This is a genomic window from Rhodoferax sp. (assembly GCF_028689305.1).
In the GTDB taxonomy this organism is placed as follows: domain Bacteria; phylum Pseudomonadota; class Gammaproteobacteria; order Burkholderiales; family Burkholderiaceae_C; genus Rhodoferax.
Genome location: NZ_JAQTWM010000029.1, coordinates 23,079 through 38,671, shown reverse-complemented (window position 1 = coordinate 38,671; position 15,593 = coordinate 23,079). Strand labels below are relative to the sequence as shown.

General features: G+C 61.7%; 16 protein-coding genes and 1 other RNA gene. 6 read left to right on the top strand and 11 right to left on the bottom strand.

Features of this window, described 5'->3' with window-relative positions; all coding sequences use genetic code 11:
• Window positions 1–2: 2 nt before the first annotated feature.
• The 7 genes from ssrA to PHW99_RS08250 form a co-directional block, all read right to left on the bottom strand.
• Window positions 3–391: a transfer-messenger RNA gene (gene ssrA / locus PHW99_RS08280) on the bottom strand.
• Between the two features lie 13 nt (window positions 392–404).
• A complete protein-coding gene (locus PHW99_RS08275) occupies window positions 405–1,088 on the bottom strand; it encodes an HAD-IA family hydrolase (protein ID WP_300175594.1) in 684 nt (227 codons plus the stop codon).
• Entirely contained in the window at window positions 1,085–1,807 is a 723-nt protein-coding gene (gene ubiG / locus PHW99_RS08270) for a bifunctional 2-polyprenyl-6-hydroxyphenol methylase/3-demethylubiquinol 3-O-methyltransferase UbiG (RefSeq protein WP_300175592.1), read from the bottom strand. Before ubiG ends, PHW99_RS08275 begins: the two co-directional genes overlap by 4 nt.
• A gap of 110 nt (window positions 1,808–1,917) precedes the next feature.
• The gene (locus PHW99_RS08265; RefSeq protein WP_300175596.1) at window positions 1,918–2,223 is read right to left on the bottom strand and encodes a high-potential iron-sulfur protein; all 306 of its coding nucleotides are present in this window, start codon (window positions 2,221–2,223) and stop codon (window positions 1,918–1,920) included.
• A gap of 190 nt (window positions 2,224–2,413) precedes the next feature.
• A complete protein-coding gene (locus PHW99_RS08260; RefSeq protein WP_300175590.1) occupies window positions 2,414–3,541 on the bottom strand; it encodes a transglutaminase family protein in 1,128 nt (375 codons plus the stop codon).
• A gap of 144 nt (window positions 3,542–3,685) precedes the next feature.
• Window positions 3,686–4,708: an adenosine kinase gene (locus PHW99_RS08255; protein ID WP_300175588.1), complete on the bottom strand. Its 1,023-nt coding sequence runs from the start codon at window positions 4,706–4,708 to the stop codon at window positions 3,686–3,688.
• Between the two features lie 2 nt (window positions 4,709–4,710).
• Entirely contained in the window at window positions 4,711–5,484 is a 774-nt protein-coding gene (locus PHW99_RS08250; RefSeq protein ID WP_300175586.1) for a ferredoxin--NADP reductase, read from the bottom strand.
• 189 nt (window positions 5,485–5,673) lie between these two features.
• On the opposite strand from PHW99_RS08250, the gene PHW99_RS08245 reads away from it, so the two are divergent.
• Complete coding sequence (locus PHW99_RS08245; protein ID WP_300175584.1) at window positions 5,674–6,840, top strand: ABC transporter substrate-binding protein; 1,167 nt, start codon at window positions 5,674–5,676, stop codon at window positions 6,838–6,840.
• Here PHW99_RS08245 and PHW99_RS08240 read toward each other — a convergent pair.
• From PHW99_RS08240 to PHW99_RS08225, 4 genes are all read right to left on the bottom strand, one after another.
• Window positions 6,837–7,343, bottom strand: a complete 507-nt coding sequence (locus PHW99_RS08240) for a TlpA disulfide reductase family protein (protein WP_300175582.1) — start codon at window positions 7,341–7,343, stop codon at window positions 6,837–6,839. The genes PHW99_RS08245 and PHW99_RS08240 overlap by 4 nt on opposite strands.
• Before the next feature lie 57 nt (window positions 7,344–7,400).
• Window positions 7,401–10,025 carry an alanine--tRNA ligase gene (alaS, locus tag PHW99_RS08235; protein ID WP_300175581.1) on the bottom strand — a complete coding sequence of 875 codons (2,625 nt, stop codon included), beginning with the start codon at window positions 10,023–10,025 and terminating at the stop codon, window positions 7,401–7,403.
• 116 nt (window positions 10,026–10,141) lie between these two features.
• Window positions 10,142–10,918 (bottom strand): SDR family oxidoreductase, encoded by a 777-nt coding sequence (locus PHW99_RS08230; protein ID WP_300175579.1) that lies wholly within the window; start codon window positions 10,916–10,918, stop codon window positions 10,142–10,144.
• 15 nt (window positions 10,919–10,933) lie between these two features.
• Window positions 10,934–11,821: an amidohydrolase family protein gene (locus PHW99_RS08225; RefSeq protein ID WP_300175577.1), complete on the bottom strand. Its 888-nt coding sequence runs from the start codon at window positions 11,819–11,821 to the stop codon at window positions 10,934–10,936.
• Between the two features lie 125 nt (window positions 11,822–11,946).
• On the opposite strand from PHW99_RS08225, the gene PHW99_RS08220 reads away from it, so the two are divergent.
• From PHW99_RS08220 to PHW99_RS08200, 5 genes are read left to right on the top strand one after another with little or no spacing between them, the layout of a single operon-like run.
• Complete coding sequence (locus PHW99_RS08220) at window positions 11,947–12,372, top strand: RbsD/FucU domain-containing protein (RefSeq protein WP_300175575.1); 426 nt, start codon at window positions 11,947–11,949, stop codon at window positions 12,370–12,372.
• Between the two features lie 17 nt (window positions 12,373–12,389).
• Window positions 12,390–13,166: a GntR family transcriptional regulator gene (locus PHW99_RS08215; RefSeq protein ID WP_300175573.1), complete on the top strand. Its 777-nt coding sequence runs from the start codon at window positions 12,390–12,392 to the stop codon at window positions 13,164–13,166.
• The gene (locus PHW99_RS08210) at window positions 13,156–14,070 is read left to right on the top strand and encodes a dihydrodipicolinate synthase family protein (RefSeq protein WP_300175571.1); all 915 of its coding nucleotides are present in this window, start codon (window positions 13,156–13,158) and stop codon (window positions 14,068–14,070) included. The genes PHW99_RS08215 and PHW99_RS08210 overlap by 11 nt, the downstream gene beginning before the upstream one ends.
• Window positions 14,071–14,091: 21 nt before the next feature.
• Window positions 14,092–15,093 (top strand): sialic acid TRAP transporter substrate-binding protein SiaP, encoded by a 1,002-nt coding sequence (locus PHW99_RS08205; protein ID WP_300175569.1) that lies wholly within the window; start codon window positions 14,092–14,094, stop codon window positions 15,091–15,093.
• A gap of 15 nt (window positions 15,094–15,108) precedes the next feature.
• Window positions 15,109–15,591 (top strand): TRAP transporter small permease, encoded by a 483-nt coding sequence (locus PHW99_RS08200; protein WP_300175567.1) that lies wholly within the window; start codon window positions 15,109–15,111, stop codon window positions 15,589–15,591.
• The last annotated feature ends 2 nt before the right edge of the window (window positions 15,592–15,593 follow it).

The window sequence follows — 15,593 nt, the reverse complement described above, 5'->3', positions numbered from 1 at the left end:
AGTGGTGGAGCTGGCGGGATTTGAACCCGCGTCCGCAAGCCATCTTCGAGCAGATCTACATGTTTAGTGGTCTGATTTGAGTCTCGCCCTTGTGAACGCGCAGCCACACGCTTTCACAGTCGCCAGCACCCTATTTTCTTGCTCCGAACCAAGGTACCCGGTTCAGAGCCAGCCGATGTGAATGACCTTACAGCCTGGACGATCTGACCTTGCGATCAAACCACCCTTGCCCAGCCCATCGGCCTGCTGTTGTAAGGCTCACTGGTTATTAAGCAGCGAGTGCGAAACGTTCGTCGTTTGCAGTTAGTTTTTTTGAATCTGTTTTACGAGCGCATTCAGCTCGACATGCACCACAGCGATTCCGTACCCACGTCGAAACCAGTGCAGCCCCTTGGGAGGGTATTTTAGGGCGTGCTGATCAATTGCAAGAGCTCGCCCGCAGAATTAATTGACGCGTGGGCTCCCCACTGCGTGGTGTCCACTTTTTGCCCCAGATAACCGTATGTCACCGCCACAGTGCCCATGCCGGCGGCCAAGCCGGCCACGATATCGCGCTCATCGTCACCCACATACACACAACGCTCGGGTGACACGCCCAGGCGTTTGGCAGCTTCAAGCAAAGGCATCGGATGTGGCTTGGAATGGGGCGTGGTGTCCCCGCAGACGATGGTACCAGCGGTAGCAAACAGTGGCATGGCATGGGTCAGCGGCACTGTGAAGCGACTGGATTTGTTGGTAACCACACCCCATGACAGGCAACGTGCCGCAAGTGCGTCAACCAATTCGGGAACACCTGGAAACACCTGGGTGCGCTGGGTCAGACAGCGCTCGTAGTTGACAAAAAACTCTTCGCGCAGGGCATCAAAATCGGGATGCTCTGGTCCCAAGCCAAACGCCACGCCCAGCAATCCCCTGGCCCCGGCTCCGGCCATGGCCCGGTAGCTGGCCAGCGGCAGCGAAGGCATGCCACGGGCCACACGCATGGCATCAGCAGCCGCGCCAAGGTCGGGCGCACTGTCGATCAGGGTGCCGTCCAGATCAAACAGCACGGCCTGCACATCGGTGAACCGGTGAGCGACGCTGGTCACAACGGCTGGTCTGCCGGCTTTTGCGTGGCCAGCAGGTAATTGACGCTGGTGTCGTCATTGAGCCAGTAACGCTGGGTCAACGGATTGAATGACAGGCCTCGGGTTTGCAGCACGGTCAGCCCGGCAGCACGGCAAAAACCGGCCAGTTCGCTGGGGCGAATCATCTTCGCAAACTCATGGGTGCCACGCGGCAGCATGTTGAGCAGATACTCCGCACCAACAATGGCCTGCATGAATGACTTGGGATTGCGGTTGAGGGTGGAAAAGAACACCCAGCCACCCGGTTTGGCCAGGGTGGCACAGGCCCGCACCACAGAGGCCGGGTCGGGAACGTGTTCCAACATCTCCATGCAGGTCACGACATCAAAGCTGGCAGGCTGCTCGACAGCCATGGCTTCGACGGCAATTTCGCGGTATTGCACGTTGCTGGTTTGCGCATCCAGGGCATGCAACTGGGCGATACGCAGTGCCTTGGTGGACAGGTCGATGCCAGTTGCGGTCGCACCGGAACGCGCCAGCGAGTCCGTCAGGATGCCGCCGCCGCAGCCGACATCCAGCGCGTTCAAGCCATGGAGGGGGCACAGGCTGTTGATCCAGCCCAGACGCAGGGGGTTGATTTGATGCAGCGGGCGAAATTCGCCATCGGCGTCCCACCAGCGGTGGGCCAAGTCTGAAAATTTGGCCAGTTCGGCCGAGTCAGCGTTCAGTGTTGGGTTCATGCCCTGATTATCGGGAGTTTCTGATACCAAAAACAAAGCCCACCATCAGGTGGGCTTTGAATCCCCGCGGCAATCACTGACTGGCTGCCGGCAGGAACGAAAGACAACAATCAGGCCTTCTTGGCGTAGGCGCTGCACCAACCCTTGGCGGTGACTTCCTTGCCGGCAAACAGCGGGCAACCGCCAGAAGCGGCACCGGCCTTGCCTTGATACAGGGCACAGTTGGTGCACGATTGCTCATTGGTGTGCTTGGGGAATTTCTTGGCGTCAACCTTGGTGGTATCAGCAGCGTAGCCCAAACCCTTGGCTGCAGCGTCGGACTCAGCTACCAGAGGAGCAGCGGCCATCGCCATGCCAGAAGCCAAAGCACTGGTACCAATAACTGATTGCAAAATGAATACGCGACGGTTTGTCATCGATTTGTTTCCTAAGTAGTTGAAATGAACTGCGGCTGTCACACCTGAACTGCAGCTGCGGGCAGCATTATGAACTGTGCGCTCCCAAATCGTCACGCTGTTTTCCCTAATAACCCATTAAATAAGTCAAATGTGAATAAAGCGCCATGGACTCACATCGTTCAATCTGCCTCCCGGATCAGAGACCACTTCAGCCCAGAAGTTCCCGGGCCTGGATCTGGTATTTGAAACTGTCGGGGGAATACGAATCCAGCCGACCCGCTGCGTTTTCGGCCACCGGGTACATGAAGAAACCCAGTTTGTCACCCTTGCTGTTGGGCAGCGTCACATCATGCGCGGTATTCAACGCCACCCAATTGCCTTCCCAGCCACCAAAAAGCGCCTTGTTCACTGGCGACACCAGCGGGTGCTGGACCGTTTTGATCCACTCGGGGGTTTCCTGGCGCATGACCTTGGCCACATCGGCCGGATCCATCGCCACCCAGCCATACCCCTGGAGATACACCTCGGCTCGGCAGTGTTGGGCGCCCGACAGCTTGGCCGGGTTGCCACCGAGCTCCTTGTAGCCAAACGCACTGGGCACCAGGCGCAAGCCATACACATCACGCGCGGGCAACCCCACCGCACGGCACAGGCCAACAAACAGCGCGTTCAGATCCGCACATTTGCCACCCAGGTTGCCGGTTTCCAGCATGGTCTTGATATCACCTTCTCCACACCCCCGGGTCTTGGGTTCGCGGTAGGTGTTGGTCACGATCCAGTCGTACAGCTTTTGCGCTTTCTCGACATCGGTACGGGCGCCTTTGATCGCCTCGACCGCAGTCTTGCGCACAATGCCATCGGTGGGCAACAGCGTCGTAGCCCGCAGGCTGGCCTGCAGGTTGGAAGCATCTTCAGACACAAGCTGTTTTTGTGCCCAGTTCACGGCACGATTGCGGGTTTGAATGCGGCTGGTGAGTTCAACGTAGGGCTGGGTCACAGACTCGGCAAACTCCACATACAACATACGGGCGCCATGTTGGCCGTCACTGGTCAGCCGAGCCTGGCCGTTGGAGACAAAGCTGCTCTCCAGTGACTTTTGCCAGTCGGTATCCACGCTGGGAACCGGCAGCCAGACCTTGGTCAGCCCCTGCGTTCTGGGCAGATCGACCCGGGTGACGAGTTCAAAACTGCGCCATTGGCCGGGCTGCGGGTTGAACTGGCGCATGGCGGGCACCGCCGATTGCGCCAAACTGATTGCAGGAAAGGCGCAAGCGGTCAAAGCCAGCGACGTTTGATGGATAAATTGGCGACGTGCCAATGCCTGAACGGTGGTCATGAAAAGAGCTCCGGAATTAAGAAAAGATACCAAGCCCGGCAGGTCAAGGTGCCGAGCATTGGAGGGGAGCCGGATTATCACTGCCCCCCAAAACCCGGGGGCAGCGTTCAGTCGCCGATCAGGCCAAACGCCCTGGCGAGCGGCTCAGACTGCCGCCAGATACCGTTCAAATTCGGCCTTGAGCTGGTCAACCGCACCCTGACCGAGCCGGTTGCCATACTGGGCCACCACCTGCCCAGCGCACTGGTTGGCCAGCCAGGCGGCTTGGGCAAGGTTGTGCCCGTGCGTGACGGCGTACAAAAAGGCTCCGGCAAACATGTCCCCGGCCCCATTGGTGTCAATCGCCTTGACCTGGGCAGCGGGCACCTCGATCTGCTGGGCGCCTTCCAGCACCACACAGCCCTTGGCGCTGCGCGTCAGGCACACCACGCGGGCGCGCTGGCTGAGCTGCTGGCAGATCAGCGCCAGATCCTGGCTGCCACACCAGACCTGGGCCTCCTCTTCATTGCAGAACAGGTAATCCAGCGTGCCCGTCTCGGGGCTGCCCACCATGGCTTCCAGGCCCGGGCGGCAGAAGTTGATCATGCTCATGTCGCTGAGCGTGGTGGCCAGCGCCACCCCGGCTGCGCGGGCCAGCGCACGCCCCTGCAAGGCGGCATCCAACCCGGTCGGAGAGGCCGCCAGATAGCCTTCCATGTAATAGACCTTGGACTTGGCAATGTCATGCGGGTGCAGCGCCGTGGCGTCAATCTCGGCGGTTGCCCCCAGGAAGGTGCTCATGCTGCGCTCGGCGTCCGGCGTCACCATCACCATACAGCTGCCAGTCTGGCCCTGCGGTGCGCGGGTGTGGGTCAGGTTGGTGGCCACGCCATGTGACAGCAGGTCCTGGGTGTAGAACTGGCCCAGCTCGTCATCAGCCACCCGGCAGGAGTAAAACGCCCGCCCGCCCAGCTGCGCCAGCGCCACCACGGTGTTGCCGGCCGAACCGCCACCGGTGCGCCGTGCATGGGCGCCCTGCACGTGGTGCAGCAATTCGGCGCGTCGCTGCGCGTCGATCAGGGTCATGTGGCGCTTTTCAACGCCGGCGGCTTGCAGTTGGGCGTCGCTGACTTCGTATTCCGAATCTACCAGGGCATTACCAATGGCATAAAGATCGTGATGCCCCATGTTTATTGCTCGACGAAGGCGCGCTCGACCACAAAGTCGCCCTGCTTGGTGGTGTTGCCCTCAAGGAAGCCACGTTTTTCCAGAATCGCCTTCAGATCACGCAGCAGCCCCGGGCTGCCGCACATCATGGCGCGGTCGGTGGCAGGGTCAAACTTGGGCAGGCCCAGATCCGCCTGCAGCTTGCCGGTTTCGATCAAGTCGGTGATACGGCCCTGATTCTTGTAAGGTTCACGGGTCACCGTGGGGTAATACAACATTTGAGCACTGACCATCTCGCCAAGGAATTCGTGATCGGGCAGCTCATGGGTCAGATAGTCATGGTAGGCCAGCTCGGTCACCTGGCGCACACCGTGCACCAGGATGACTTTCTCAAACTTTTCATAGGTGGCCGGGTCACGCACGATGCTCATGAACGGGGCCAGACCGGTGCCGGTGCCAAACAGGTACAGGTTCTTGCCAGGCAGCAGGTAGTCGATCAGCAACGTGCCGGTGGGCTTCTTGCCCACCACAATCTTGTCGCCCACCTGGATGTGCTGCAGTTTGGAGGTGAGGGGACCGTCCTGCACCTTGATGCTCAGGAACTCAAGGTGCTCTTCGTAATTGGCACTGACAATGCTGTAGGCGCGCAACAGCGGCTTGCCGTCCACACGCAGGCCAATCATGGTGAAGTGACCATTGGAAAACCGCAAAGCCGGGTCACGCGTGGTGGTGAAGCTAAACAGCCGATCCGTCCAGTGGTGAACGCTTAAAACGGTTTCATTCAGAAATGCACTCATGGGTCGCCTTGAGAAATAGGGAGCAGTAAAAGGGGGAGAGTCTAAAACACCCGCTCAACAATCCCCTGACATATCTCAATCGGTCAGAACTATTTAACCTGGATCAAGGTTGATTGTCATCAGACTGACACGCGCGCGCCCTACAGTTCCACAGACAGTCGCCCACCTCCTATTACCGTGAACCAGACCGTGAATCGCCAGAAAACCACCCTCCCTGCGCCAGAACCCGTTTGCCATCGCCGTCTGTTGCTGCGCGGCGCCGGACTGCTGGCCGCCTCGGGTGTGGTGCCGGCCTGGGCACAGACGGCCAGCCAGCTCGCCAGCCGCAGTATCAGCGTCGCCCAGATCGTGGATTTTTCGCAGGCGCAACAGGACGTTTCCAAAGACTTCCTGATTGGCTCACGCGCGGCCTGGGCCGACATCAACCTGCGTGGCGGCCTGCACGGCAGGCGGGTCGAACATCTGGTGCTGGAAACCGACGGCACCGCCGCCAGCCTGGGCCGGGCGCTGGACGCGGCCCGGGACAACCCGTCCTGTGTGGTGTTGTCCGGCAGTGTGGGTGACCGGGTCGCCAGCCAGATCGTGACACTGTCCAGGCAAGGGGGGCTCAACTTTGCCCACGCGGCGCCCTGGCTGCAGAACTCCAGCCAGGAGATTGGAGAAAAAACCTTCCCGATCTTTGCCGCGCGGCAGGAACAGATTGCCTACGCGCTCAAATCAGCGTCGGTCATGAACATGCGGGAACTGGGCGTGATCTATGGCAGCGCCCAGGACTTTGACACCTATCACGCCGAACTGGACCGGATTGCGGTCAATCTGCAGATCAGGCTGCAAACGTTCCGCGGCGGTGATGATCTGCGCCAGCTGGGCCAGAAGATGACCCCAGCCACCCCCGCCGTGCTGCTGTTCATCGGCGGCACGCCCGAGCTGGCCGAGCTGGCGCAAGGCCTGCAAAAACAAAGCCGTCAGCGCTACGTCATTGCGCTGGCAGACGTCAACCTGCAAACCCTGCGGCAGCTGGACATGGTGCGCGGCACACCGGTGATTGCCACCCAGCCGGTGCCCATGGCCAACACCAGCCTGCCCATCACCCGCAGCTACCGCGAGATCATGGCCCGCCTGTTTGATGAACAACCCACGTCATTGAGCCTGGCCGGCTTCATTGCTGCCCGCTACACCTACGAGGTGCTCGCCGGTGTGGACGGCGCCCTGACCCGCCCCAGCGTGCTGGCGGCATTCCAGCAGCGGACCAGTCTGGACATCGGCGGCTTTCGCATCAGTTTCAACGCCCAGCGCCGCAGCAGCACCTACGTGACCCAGAGCATGATGGCCGTGGATGGCCGCCTGATTGGTTAAAACAAAGGCGCCAGCAGGCGCTCGGCCCCGGCGCTGGTCCAGTCCACCTCACCACGCACCACAGCACGCACCTGGCCCCGGGCGTCGATCAAGATGGTGGTCGGGAACACCTTGACGCCCCACTGGCGGGCCAGTTGCCCCTGAGGGTCGGGTAACACCGGCAATTGCAGCGCGGTTTTCTGCACAAACTGCTCGATGCTAGGCCGCGACTGCTTGAAGTTGACAGCCAGCACCACCAGTTTGTCGGGGCCGTACACCTCACTCAAGGTTTGCAGCGACGGCATCTCCGCCAGACAGGGCGGACACCAGCTGGCCCAGAAATTGACCAGCACGACCCGGCCTTTGAGCGCCTCCAGCCGCCAGACTTGGCCCTGCAGGTCAGCCAGCGCCAGGCCGGGTTGCGGCTGACTGGCGCGCCAGGGCTGCACGTCATAACCAGGCGCCGCCCGCAGCGGCCCGGCCAAAACCAGGCTCAGCCCCAGAATCACCCCGGTTTTATGCAAGAAATTGACCTCTAGCCCAGATAAACAAAGCGTCAGTAGCTATATATTTAATAGCAATCAGAGTTTTGGAGAAACCCAGGCCGCCACACTGGCCAGAGCTTCTGGCAACTTGCCCGGCTCGGTGCCGCCGGCCATGGCCATGTCAGCCTTGCCGCCGCCCTTGCCGCCCAGCTGCGCCGCCACGAAGTTGACCAGCTCACCGGCCTTGACCTTGGCCGTGGTGTCGGCGGTGACGCCAACGGCAATCTGCACCTTGGCGCCGTCCACCACCCCCAGCACGATCACTGCGGTCTTGAGTTTGTCCTTGAGCTTGTCCATGGTCTCGCGCAGGGTCCGCACGTCGGCCCCTTCCAGGCGCGCCACCAGCAGCTTGGTGCCGTTGATGTCCTGCGCCTGGTTCACCAGTTCGTCCCCTTGGACCGAAGCCAGCTTGCCTTTGAGGGCAGCCACTTCCTTTTCCAGCGCCTTGACGTGGTCGAGCACCGTCAACAAGCGGTCGTTCACTTCGGCGACCGGCGTTTTCAGCAGACTGGCGCTGGCGCCGACGGTTTCTTCCAGATGTTGCAGATACACCAGCGCGTTTTCACCGGTGACGGCTTCAATGCGGCGCACACCCGAGGCCACACCACTCTCGGCCACCACCTTGAACAGGCCGATGTCACCGGTGCGCGCCACATGGGTGCCACCGCACAGCTCGCGGCTGCCGCCGATGTCCAGCACCCGCACCGACTCGCCATATTTTTCGCCAAACAACATCATGGCGCCGGTTTTTTGCGCCGACTCGATGTCCATGACCCGCGCCTGGGTGGCGGCATTGGCCAGGATTTCGGCATTGACCCGGGCTTCAATCTCATGGATCTGGGCTTCGGTCACCGGGGCATTGTGGGCAAAGTCAAAACGGGTGCGTTCGGCATTGACCAACGAGCCCTTTTGCTGCACATGGCCTCCCAGCACCTCCCGCAGGGCCTTGTGCATCAGGTGGGTGACCGAGTGGTTGCGCTGGGTGGCGGCGCGCAAGGCCGAGTTGACATGGGCGGTGACCCCATCCCCCACCTTGAGCGTGCCGGTGGTCAGCTGGCCGTGGTGGCCAAACACATCGGCCTTGATCTTCTGCGTATCAACCACGTCAAACAGCGCGTGGTCCGAAAAGATGGCGCCGGCATCACCCACCTGGCCGCCGCTTTCGCTGTAGAACGGGGTGGTGCCCAGCACCAGCACGCCGTGCTGGCCTTGCTGGAGCGTGTCCACACTGACACCATCCACATAAATTGCCACCACCTCGGTGGTGCTGGTCAGGTGCTCATAACCGACAAATTCATTGCCCTTGCCGGTGTAGTCCAGCACCTTGTCCATCTTGAACTTGCCGGCGGCACGGCCCAGGGCCTTCTGGTGCTCCATGGCCGCATGGAAGCCGGCCTCGTCCACCGTGACACCACGCTCGCGGCAAACGTCATTGGTCAGGTCCAGCGGAAAGCCGTAGGTGTCGTGCAGCTTGAACGCCACGTCTCCCGGCAGCACCTTGACGCCATCGGCCAGCGCTTCGTCCAGGATGGACATGCCGATTTCCAGCGTTTCATAAAAACGCTCCTCCTCGACCTGCAGCGCTTCGATGATGCGGTCCGCCTGGGCCGCCAGGTTGGGATAGGCCGCGCCCATGACGGCCACCAGATCGGGCACCAGCTTGTGGAAAAACGGCGTTTTCTGGCCCAGCTTGTAGCCGTGGCGGATGGCGCGGCGGATGATGCGGCGCTGCACGTAGCCGCGGCCCTCGTTGCTGGGCAACACACCGTCACTGACCAAAAAGGCGGTGGCGCGGATGTGGTCGGCAATCACCTTGAGGGAATTGTTGGCCAGATCGGCGCAGCCGGTTTCACGGGCCGCCGCTTTGATCAGCGTGTCAAAAATATCGATCTCGTAGTTGCTGTGCACATGCTGCAGGATGGCGGCCAGGCGCTCCAGCCCCATGCCCGTGTCAACGCAAGGTGCCGGCAGCTTGATCAGGCTGCCGTCAGGCTGCATGTCAAACTGCATGAACACGTGGTTCCAGATTTCGATGAAGCGGTCACCGTCTTCGTCCGGGCTGCCCGGGGGACCGCCAGCGATTTCCGGGCCATGGTCGTAAAAGATTTCCGAGCAGGGGCCGCAGGGGCCGGTGTCGGCCATCATCCAGAAATTGTCCGAGGCGTATTTCTTGCCCTTGTTGTCGCCGATGCGGATCACACGCTCGGGCGGCAGACCAATTTCCTGGGTCCAGATGTCGTAGGCTTCCTGGTCGTCGATGTAGACGGTGGCCGTCAATTTTTCAGCCGGCAGCTTGTAAACCTGGGTGAGCAGCTCCCAACCCCATTTGAGCGAGTCGCGTTTGAAATAGTCGCCAAAGCTCCAGTTGCCCAACATCTCAAAGAAGGTGTGGTGGCGCGCGGTGTAACCGACGTTTTCCAGGTCATTGTGTTTGCCACCGGCACGCAGGCAGGCCTGGACCGAGGCGGCGCGCACGTAACTGCGTTTGTCGGTGCCCAGAAACACGTCCTTGAACTGCACCATGCCGGAGTTGGTGAACATCAGCGTGGGGTCATTGCCCGGCACCAGCGGGCTCGACGCCACCACGGTGTGGCCCTTGGATGCAAAAAAGTCGAGAAAGGTCTTGCGAATGTCGGCAACGCTGACGATAGACGTGGTCATATCAAGGTTCTGGTTCAAAGTGGTGAAACAAGGGAGCGGCCAGCCCTGCGGCGGCTGACCGCGCTGAAAACGCGCAGTCGGCTATTATCGCCCGGCCTGTCGGTCCACCCGAGCGCTCAGGACAAGGCCCGGTCCAGATGGGTGTAGCCGCCGTCAACAAAAATCCACTGCCCGGTGGTGTGGGCCGACGCCGGGGACAGCAGAAACACCACGGTGCGGGCGATTTCCTCAGGCGTGGTCATGCGCTGGCCCAGGGGAATTTTCTGGGTGATCGCCGCCAGTTTCTCCTGCGGCTGCGCCAGGCTGGCGAGCCAGCGCGCATACATCGGCGTCATCACTTCAGCCGGAATCACGGCATTGACCCGCACACCGGCATCCAGCAGGGCCGCCGCCCATTCACGCGTCAGCGACAACTGGCCGCCCTTGGCGGCGCAGTAACCACTGGTGTGGCCCTGACCGGTGAGCGCCGTTTTGGACGAGATATTGACAATGGCACCGCGCGCGGCCTTGAGGTGCGGCACGCAGTAGTGCGCCATCACGTAGTAATGGATCAGGTTGCGCTCCAGTGACGCCACAAAAGCCGCGCGCCCGCCGTCCAGCCCCACGTTGTCGTTGACACCGGCGTTGTTGACCAGCGCGTCAATGTGTCCAAACTCTGCGTCAATCGCTGCCACCGCCTGGCCGCAGGCGGCGTCATCGGTCAGGTCCAGCTGGATGAACCGGTAACGTGGCTGCAGCGCCTGCAGCTGGCGGGCAAAGTCCTCGGGCAAGGCGTCTTTGCCCAGCACCACGGGAATCGCGCCCTCCTGCGCCAGCGTCAATGAAATAGCCGCGCCAATGCCGCTGGCGCCGCCGGTGATGATCGCCACCTTGTCCTTGAGTTGCAAATCCATCAGGGCTCCTTGGGTTTATTGGGCTGGCGTCGGCACGGGCAAACCATAACAGCGCACGGCATTGCCGGCCCAGAAGGCCTGCTGCTCAGGCCGACTCAAACGCGACTGTGCCCAGCGCTGCGCCAGCCCGGCCACGGCGTCATACGCTGCCGCCAGCTGGCACACCGGCCAGTCGGAGCCAAACATCAGCCGATCCGGGCCAAACACCGCCAGCGCCTCATCAAAACAGGTCAGTATCACGCCCTCATCAGCCGCTGACAGACCGCCGCCATGCTGCCAGTCGGCTTCGGTCACCAAGCCAGAGAGTTTGCACACCACATGCGGCATGGCCCCCAGTTCGCGCAGGCTGGCACGCCAGCGTTGTGCGACGCTGGCATCAGCCAGCCAATCACGCACGGCGGGTTTGCCCACATGGTCCAGCACCAGCCAATGGGCCTCATGGCGGGCACAGACGGCCACGGCCAGCGGCAGCTGGTGACCAAACACCAACACGTCATACACCAGCTGCCGCTGTTGCAGCAGACGCAAGCTGTCGTTGAAGCTGGTGGCCGCGATCACCGCCGCCAGATCGGGTTCGTCCTGCAGGATGTGGCGAAAGCCGCACAAGGCGCTTTGCCCGGCCCAGGCCTCCAGCCGCGCTGCCAGGTCCGGCTGCATCAGGTCCACCCAGCCCACCACCCCCACGATGTATGGATGCTGCGCGGCCAGCGCCAGCAAAAAGTCGGTTTCATCCGACTGGCAACGCGCCTGCACCGCCACCACGGCGTCCACACCACAGACCTGCATGGCCGGCTGGCTGTCACCCGGCAGGTGGTCCCGGCGCAGCGCCGGCATGGTGTCACTGATCCAGGGAAAGTCTGCGGCGTGGTAGCGCCAGTAATGTTGGTGGGTGTCGATTTTCATGCGCTGATGGTCAAAAAGAAAGCGGCCCTATCCGGGTTAACGCTAGGTTGTTGTCAGTGATGTTATTGCTAACATGTCAGTCATGCCATAGTAGTTACCCCAGCTTGTTCTGGAGCCAGCCCACCATGCTCAAAGGTCTTTCTCCCCTGCTCTCGCCCGATTTGTTACACGCCCTGGCTGCCATGGGGCATGGTGACGAGCTGGTGCTGGCGGACGCCAATTTTCCGGCGGCAACCCACGCCAGGCGGCTGATCTACCTGCCTGGCAGCTCGGCGTCGCAGGTGCTGGATGCGGTGTTGTCAGTGTTGCCGCTGGACAGCTTTGTGCCCCATGCCGCCCTCACCATGCAGGTGGTGGGTGATACCACCCAGGTGCCGCCGGCCGTCGCAGATTTCAATGCTGTGCTGCAACGCCATGGCGGCCCGGCCACCGCCGCACTGGAGCGGTTTGCGTTTTACGAGCGAGCCAGTCAGGCCTTTGCCATCGTGGCCACTGGCGAAACCCGGCTGTACGGCAACATCATCCTCAAAAAAGGCGTTCTGCCCGGATGAAATATGGCCATCAAGCTATGAAAACAGTAGCATCCAGAAAACGTGCCGGGACCGAACCAGCCACTGGCAGCCAGCGTGCGCGCGCCTACCACGGCTTCACGCAGCAGATTCTGAGCGGCGGCATCCGCAGTGGCCAGTTCATCTCGCAGCGCGAACTGATGACCCTGCTGGACATGCCGCTGGGTGCCGTGCGCGAGATGATTCCCCGGCTGGAAGCCGCCGGACTGATCAAGACCGTGCCCCAGCGTGGCCTGCAGATTGCGCCGGTGGACCTCAAGCTGATCCACAACGCGTTTCAGGTGCGCAGCATGATCGAGCGCGAGGCGGTGCTGAACTTTGTCCACGCCGCCAGTGATGAGGAACTGCAAGCCATCGAGGCCAGTCACCGCGACATCCTGCGGCGCGCCAGCGCGCCGGGGCACAACGCCGCCAGTGATGTCAGCCTGCTGGACGATGCGCAGGCCGTTGACTGGGGTCTGCATGACCGCCTGGTGGATGCGCTGGGCAATGACATCCTGTCCGACATCTACCGGGTCAACAGCCTGCGGGTGCGCCTGATCAAGCTGGAACACAGCGTCATCACCCCGGCGCGGCTGATTCCCGCCATGCAGGAGCACCTGAGCTTCATCGCTGCCCTGCTCCAGCGCAATGCCGCAGAAGCCACCCGGTTACTGGACGAACACATCCACAGTGCCCGCAACCGTGTCATGAGTACACCGCTGGAACAAGTTCGCCAGGAATGGCCTTCCAGCATCACACACCAACCACCACAAGGAAAATCAATTGAATCCTGACATCCATGGGCTCTGGCCCGCCCTGCTCATGCCCGTCCACGCCGACGGCGCACTCGACACCTCCCGCGCCATTGCCCATGCCCGGTGCATGCTGGACAACGGCTGCGACGGCGTCACGCTGTTTGGCACCACCGGCGAGGGTCCGGCCTTTACCATCGCTGAACGCAAAGCCCTGCTGGAATCCATGTTGGGCAGCGGCATCCAGGCCAGCCAGATCATCGTCACCACCACGGCGCTGGCGCTGGGTGATGCGATTGAGCTGGGCCAACACGCGGCCCGGCTGGGCGTGCACCGCCAGATGTTCATGCCGCCCTTTTACTTCAACCAGCCGTGCGATGCGGGCGTGATCGAAGCCGTGTCACAAGTGGTGCGCGGCATCGGCGACGACGGCCTCAAACTGCTGCTGTACCACTTCCCGGCGATGAGCACCTACGGCTTTTCGCACACCGCCATTGCAGAACTGGTGTGCCGCCACCCCGGCCATGTGATCGGTCTCAAGGACAGCAGCGGCGACCTGGCGCACGCGCTGGCGCTGGCCAAGGCGTTCCCGGAGCTGTCGATCCTGGTCGGTGCCGAACAACATGTGGCCGAAGTCATGCGCGCTGGTGGCTCAGGCTCCATCAACGGACTGGCCAATGTGGCGCCGCGCCTGATGGCTCGGGTGATGAAGTCACCCGACCAGGTGGCCCCGGCCGACACCCAACTGATCGCCTCGCTGCTGGCACTGCTGGGCGCGCGGCCCAACATGCCCTTTGTCGGGGTTTACAAGCTGATGCTGGCCGAGCAGACCGGCGACGCGCTCTGGCTTAACATGCGCGCACCGTTATGCCCGCTGGACCCGTCCGAGGTGCAGGCCGTGCTGGACGGGTATCGTGCACTGGGTTCTTCGCTTGATTTCATTTAACTCACCACTGGAGACAACACCATGACAAACAGCCACATTTCCCGCCGTACCCTGCTGGGTGCCACCGCTGCCCTGGGCGCCGTTGGCCTGCCGGCCTTGGCACAGACCAAAACCGTGCTGCGCATCTCGACCCCGGCCGTGCCCGATGACTGGCATGCCAAGATGTGGACGGTGTTCAAGGACGCGCTGGAAAAAAGTGCCCCTGGTGAATTCGACGTGCAGATCAACCTGAACGCATCCTTGTTCAAACAAGGGACTGAGCCCGCCGCCATGGCGCGTGGCAACCTGGAGCTGTCGAGCATTTCGGCCTTTGACATCGCCAAGCTGGTGCCCGAGTTCTCGATCTTCACCGCCGGTTACATCGTGCGTGACCCGGAGCAGCAGCAGAAAATCTTCAACGGCCCGATCGGTGCCGAACTGTTCAAGACCGTGTCCGAAAAAATGGACGTCACCCCCCTGGCCACCGTCTACCTGGGCACGCGCCAGGTCAACCTGCGCGAAGCCAAGGCGGTCAAGACCCCGGCTGACCTCAAGGGTGTGAAGCTGCGCATGCCCGGCTCCAAGGAATGGCTGTTCCTGGGCAACGCGCTGGGTGCCACTGCCACACCGCTGGCGTTTGGCGAGGTCTACCTGGGCCTGAAAACCGGCACCATCGACGGCCAGGACAACCCGCTGCCCTCGGTGCGTGCCGCCAAGTTCTACGAGGTGACCAAACAAATCGTGCTCACCAGCCACCTGGTGGACGGTATTTTTATCGCCATCTCCAACAAGAGTTTCAACGCCTTGACGGCTGCGCAAAAGCAGAAGGTGACCGCCGCCGCCCAGGCCGCTGCCGCCTACAACAACGAAAACCGCCTCAAGGAAGAGGCGCAACTGGTGGAATTCTTCAAGAAAGAAGGCCTGCAGGTCAGCACCCCCGATGTGGATGCGTTCCGCAAGTCGGTGCAAGCCACCTACCAAAGCTCGGAGTACGCCAAAGTCTGGCCCAAGGGCCTGCTTGAGCGCATCAACGCCACGCGCTAAAACAGGCTCGGCTTCATGATCCGCTGGTTCAAACATGCCGCCAACGCGATTGGCGGCGGTCTCTTCCTGACCCTGTTCATCGTCTTCATCGTCCAGATCACGGCGCGTTTTGGCTTCAACCAGCCGCTGCCCTGGACCGATGAAGCGGCGGTGATCCTTTACATCTGGGTCATTCTGTGGGCTGCCGCCGTGGTGGTGCCCGAGCGCGAACATGTGGTGTTTGACCTGGTGTGGAACAGCGTCGGCAGGCGCGCCCGTCAGTTCATGCGGATTGTGGGCAACCTGCTGATTGGTGGGCTCTCGCTGGCCGGTCTGCCCGCTTGCTGGGACTATGTGCACTTCATGGCGCGCGAAGGCTCCCCGGTGCTGAACATCCCTTTGATGTGGGTGTTCCTGCCGTTTGTGCTGCTGCTGGCAGCGCTGGTGGTGCGTAGCGCCTGGGCCATCTGGGAGGCCATCCGCGGTGTTGGTCTTGAAGCCGAACTGAATCTGAATTGAAA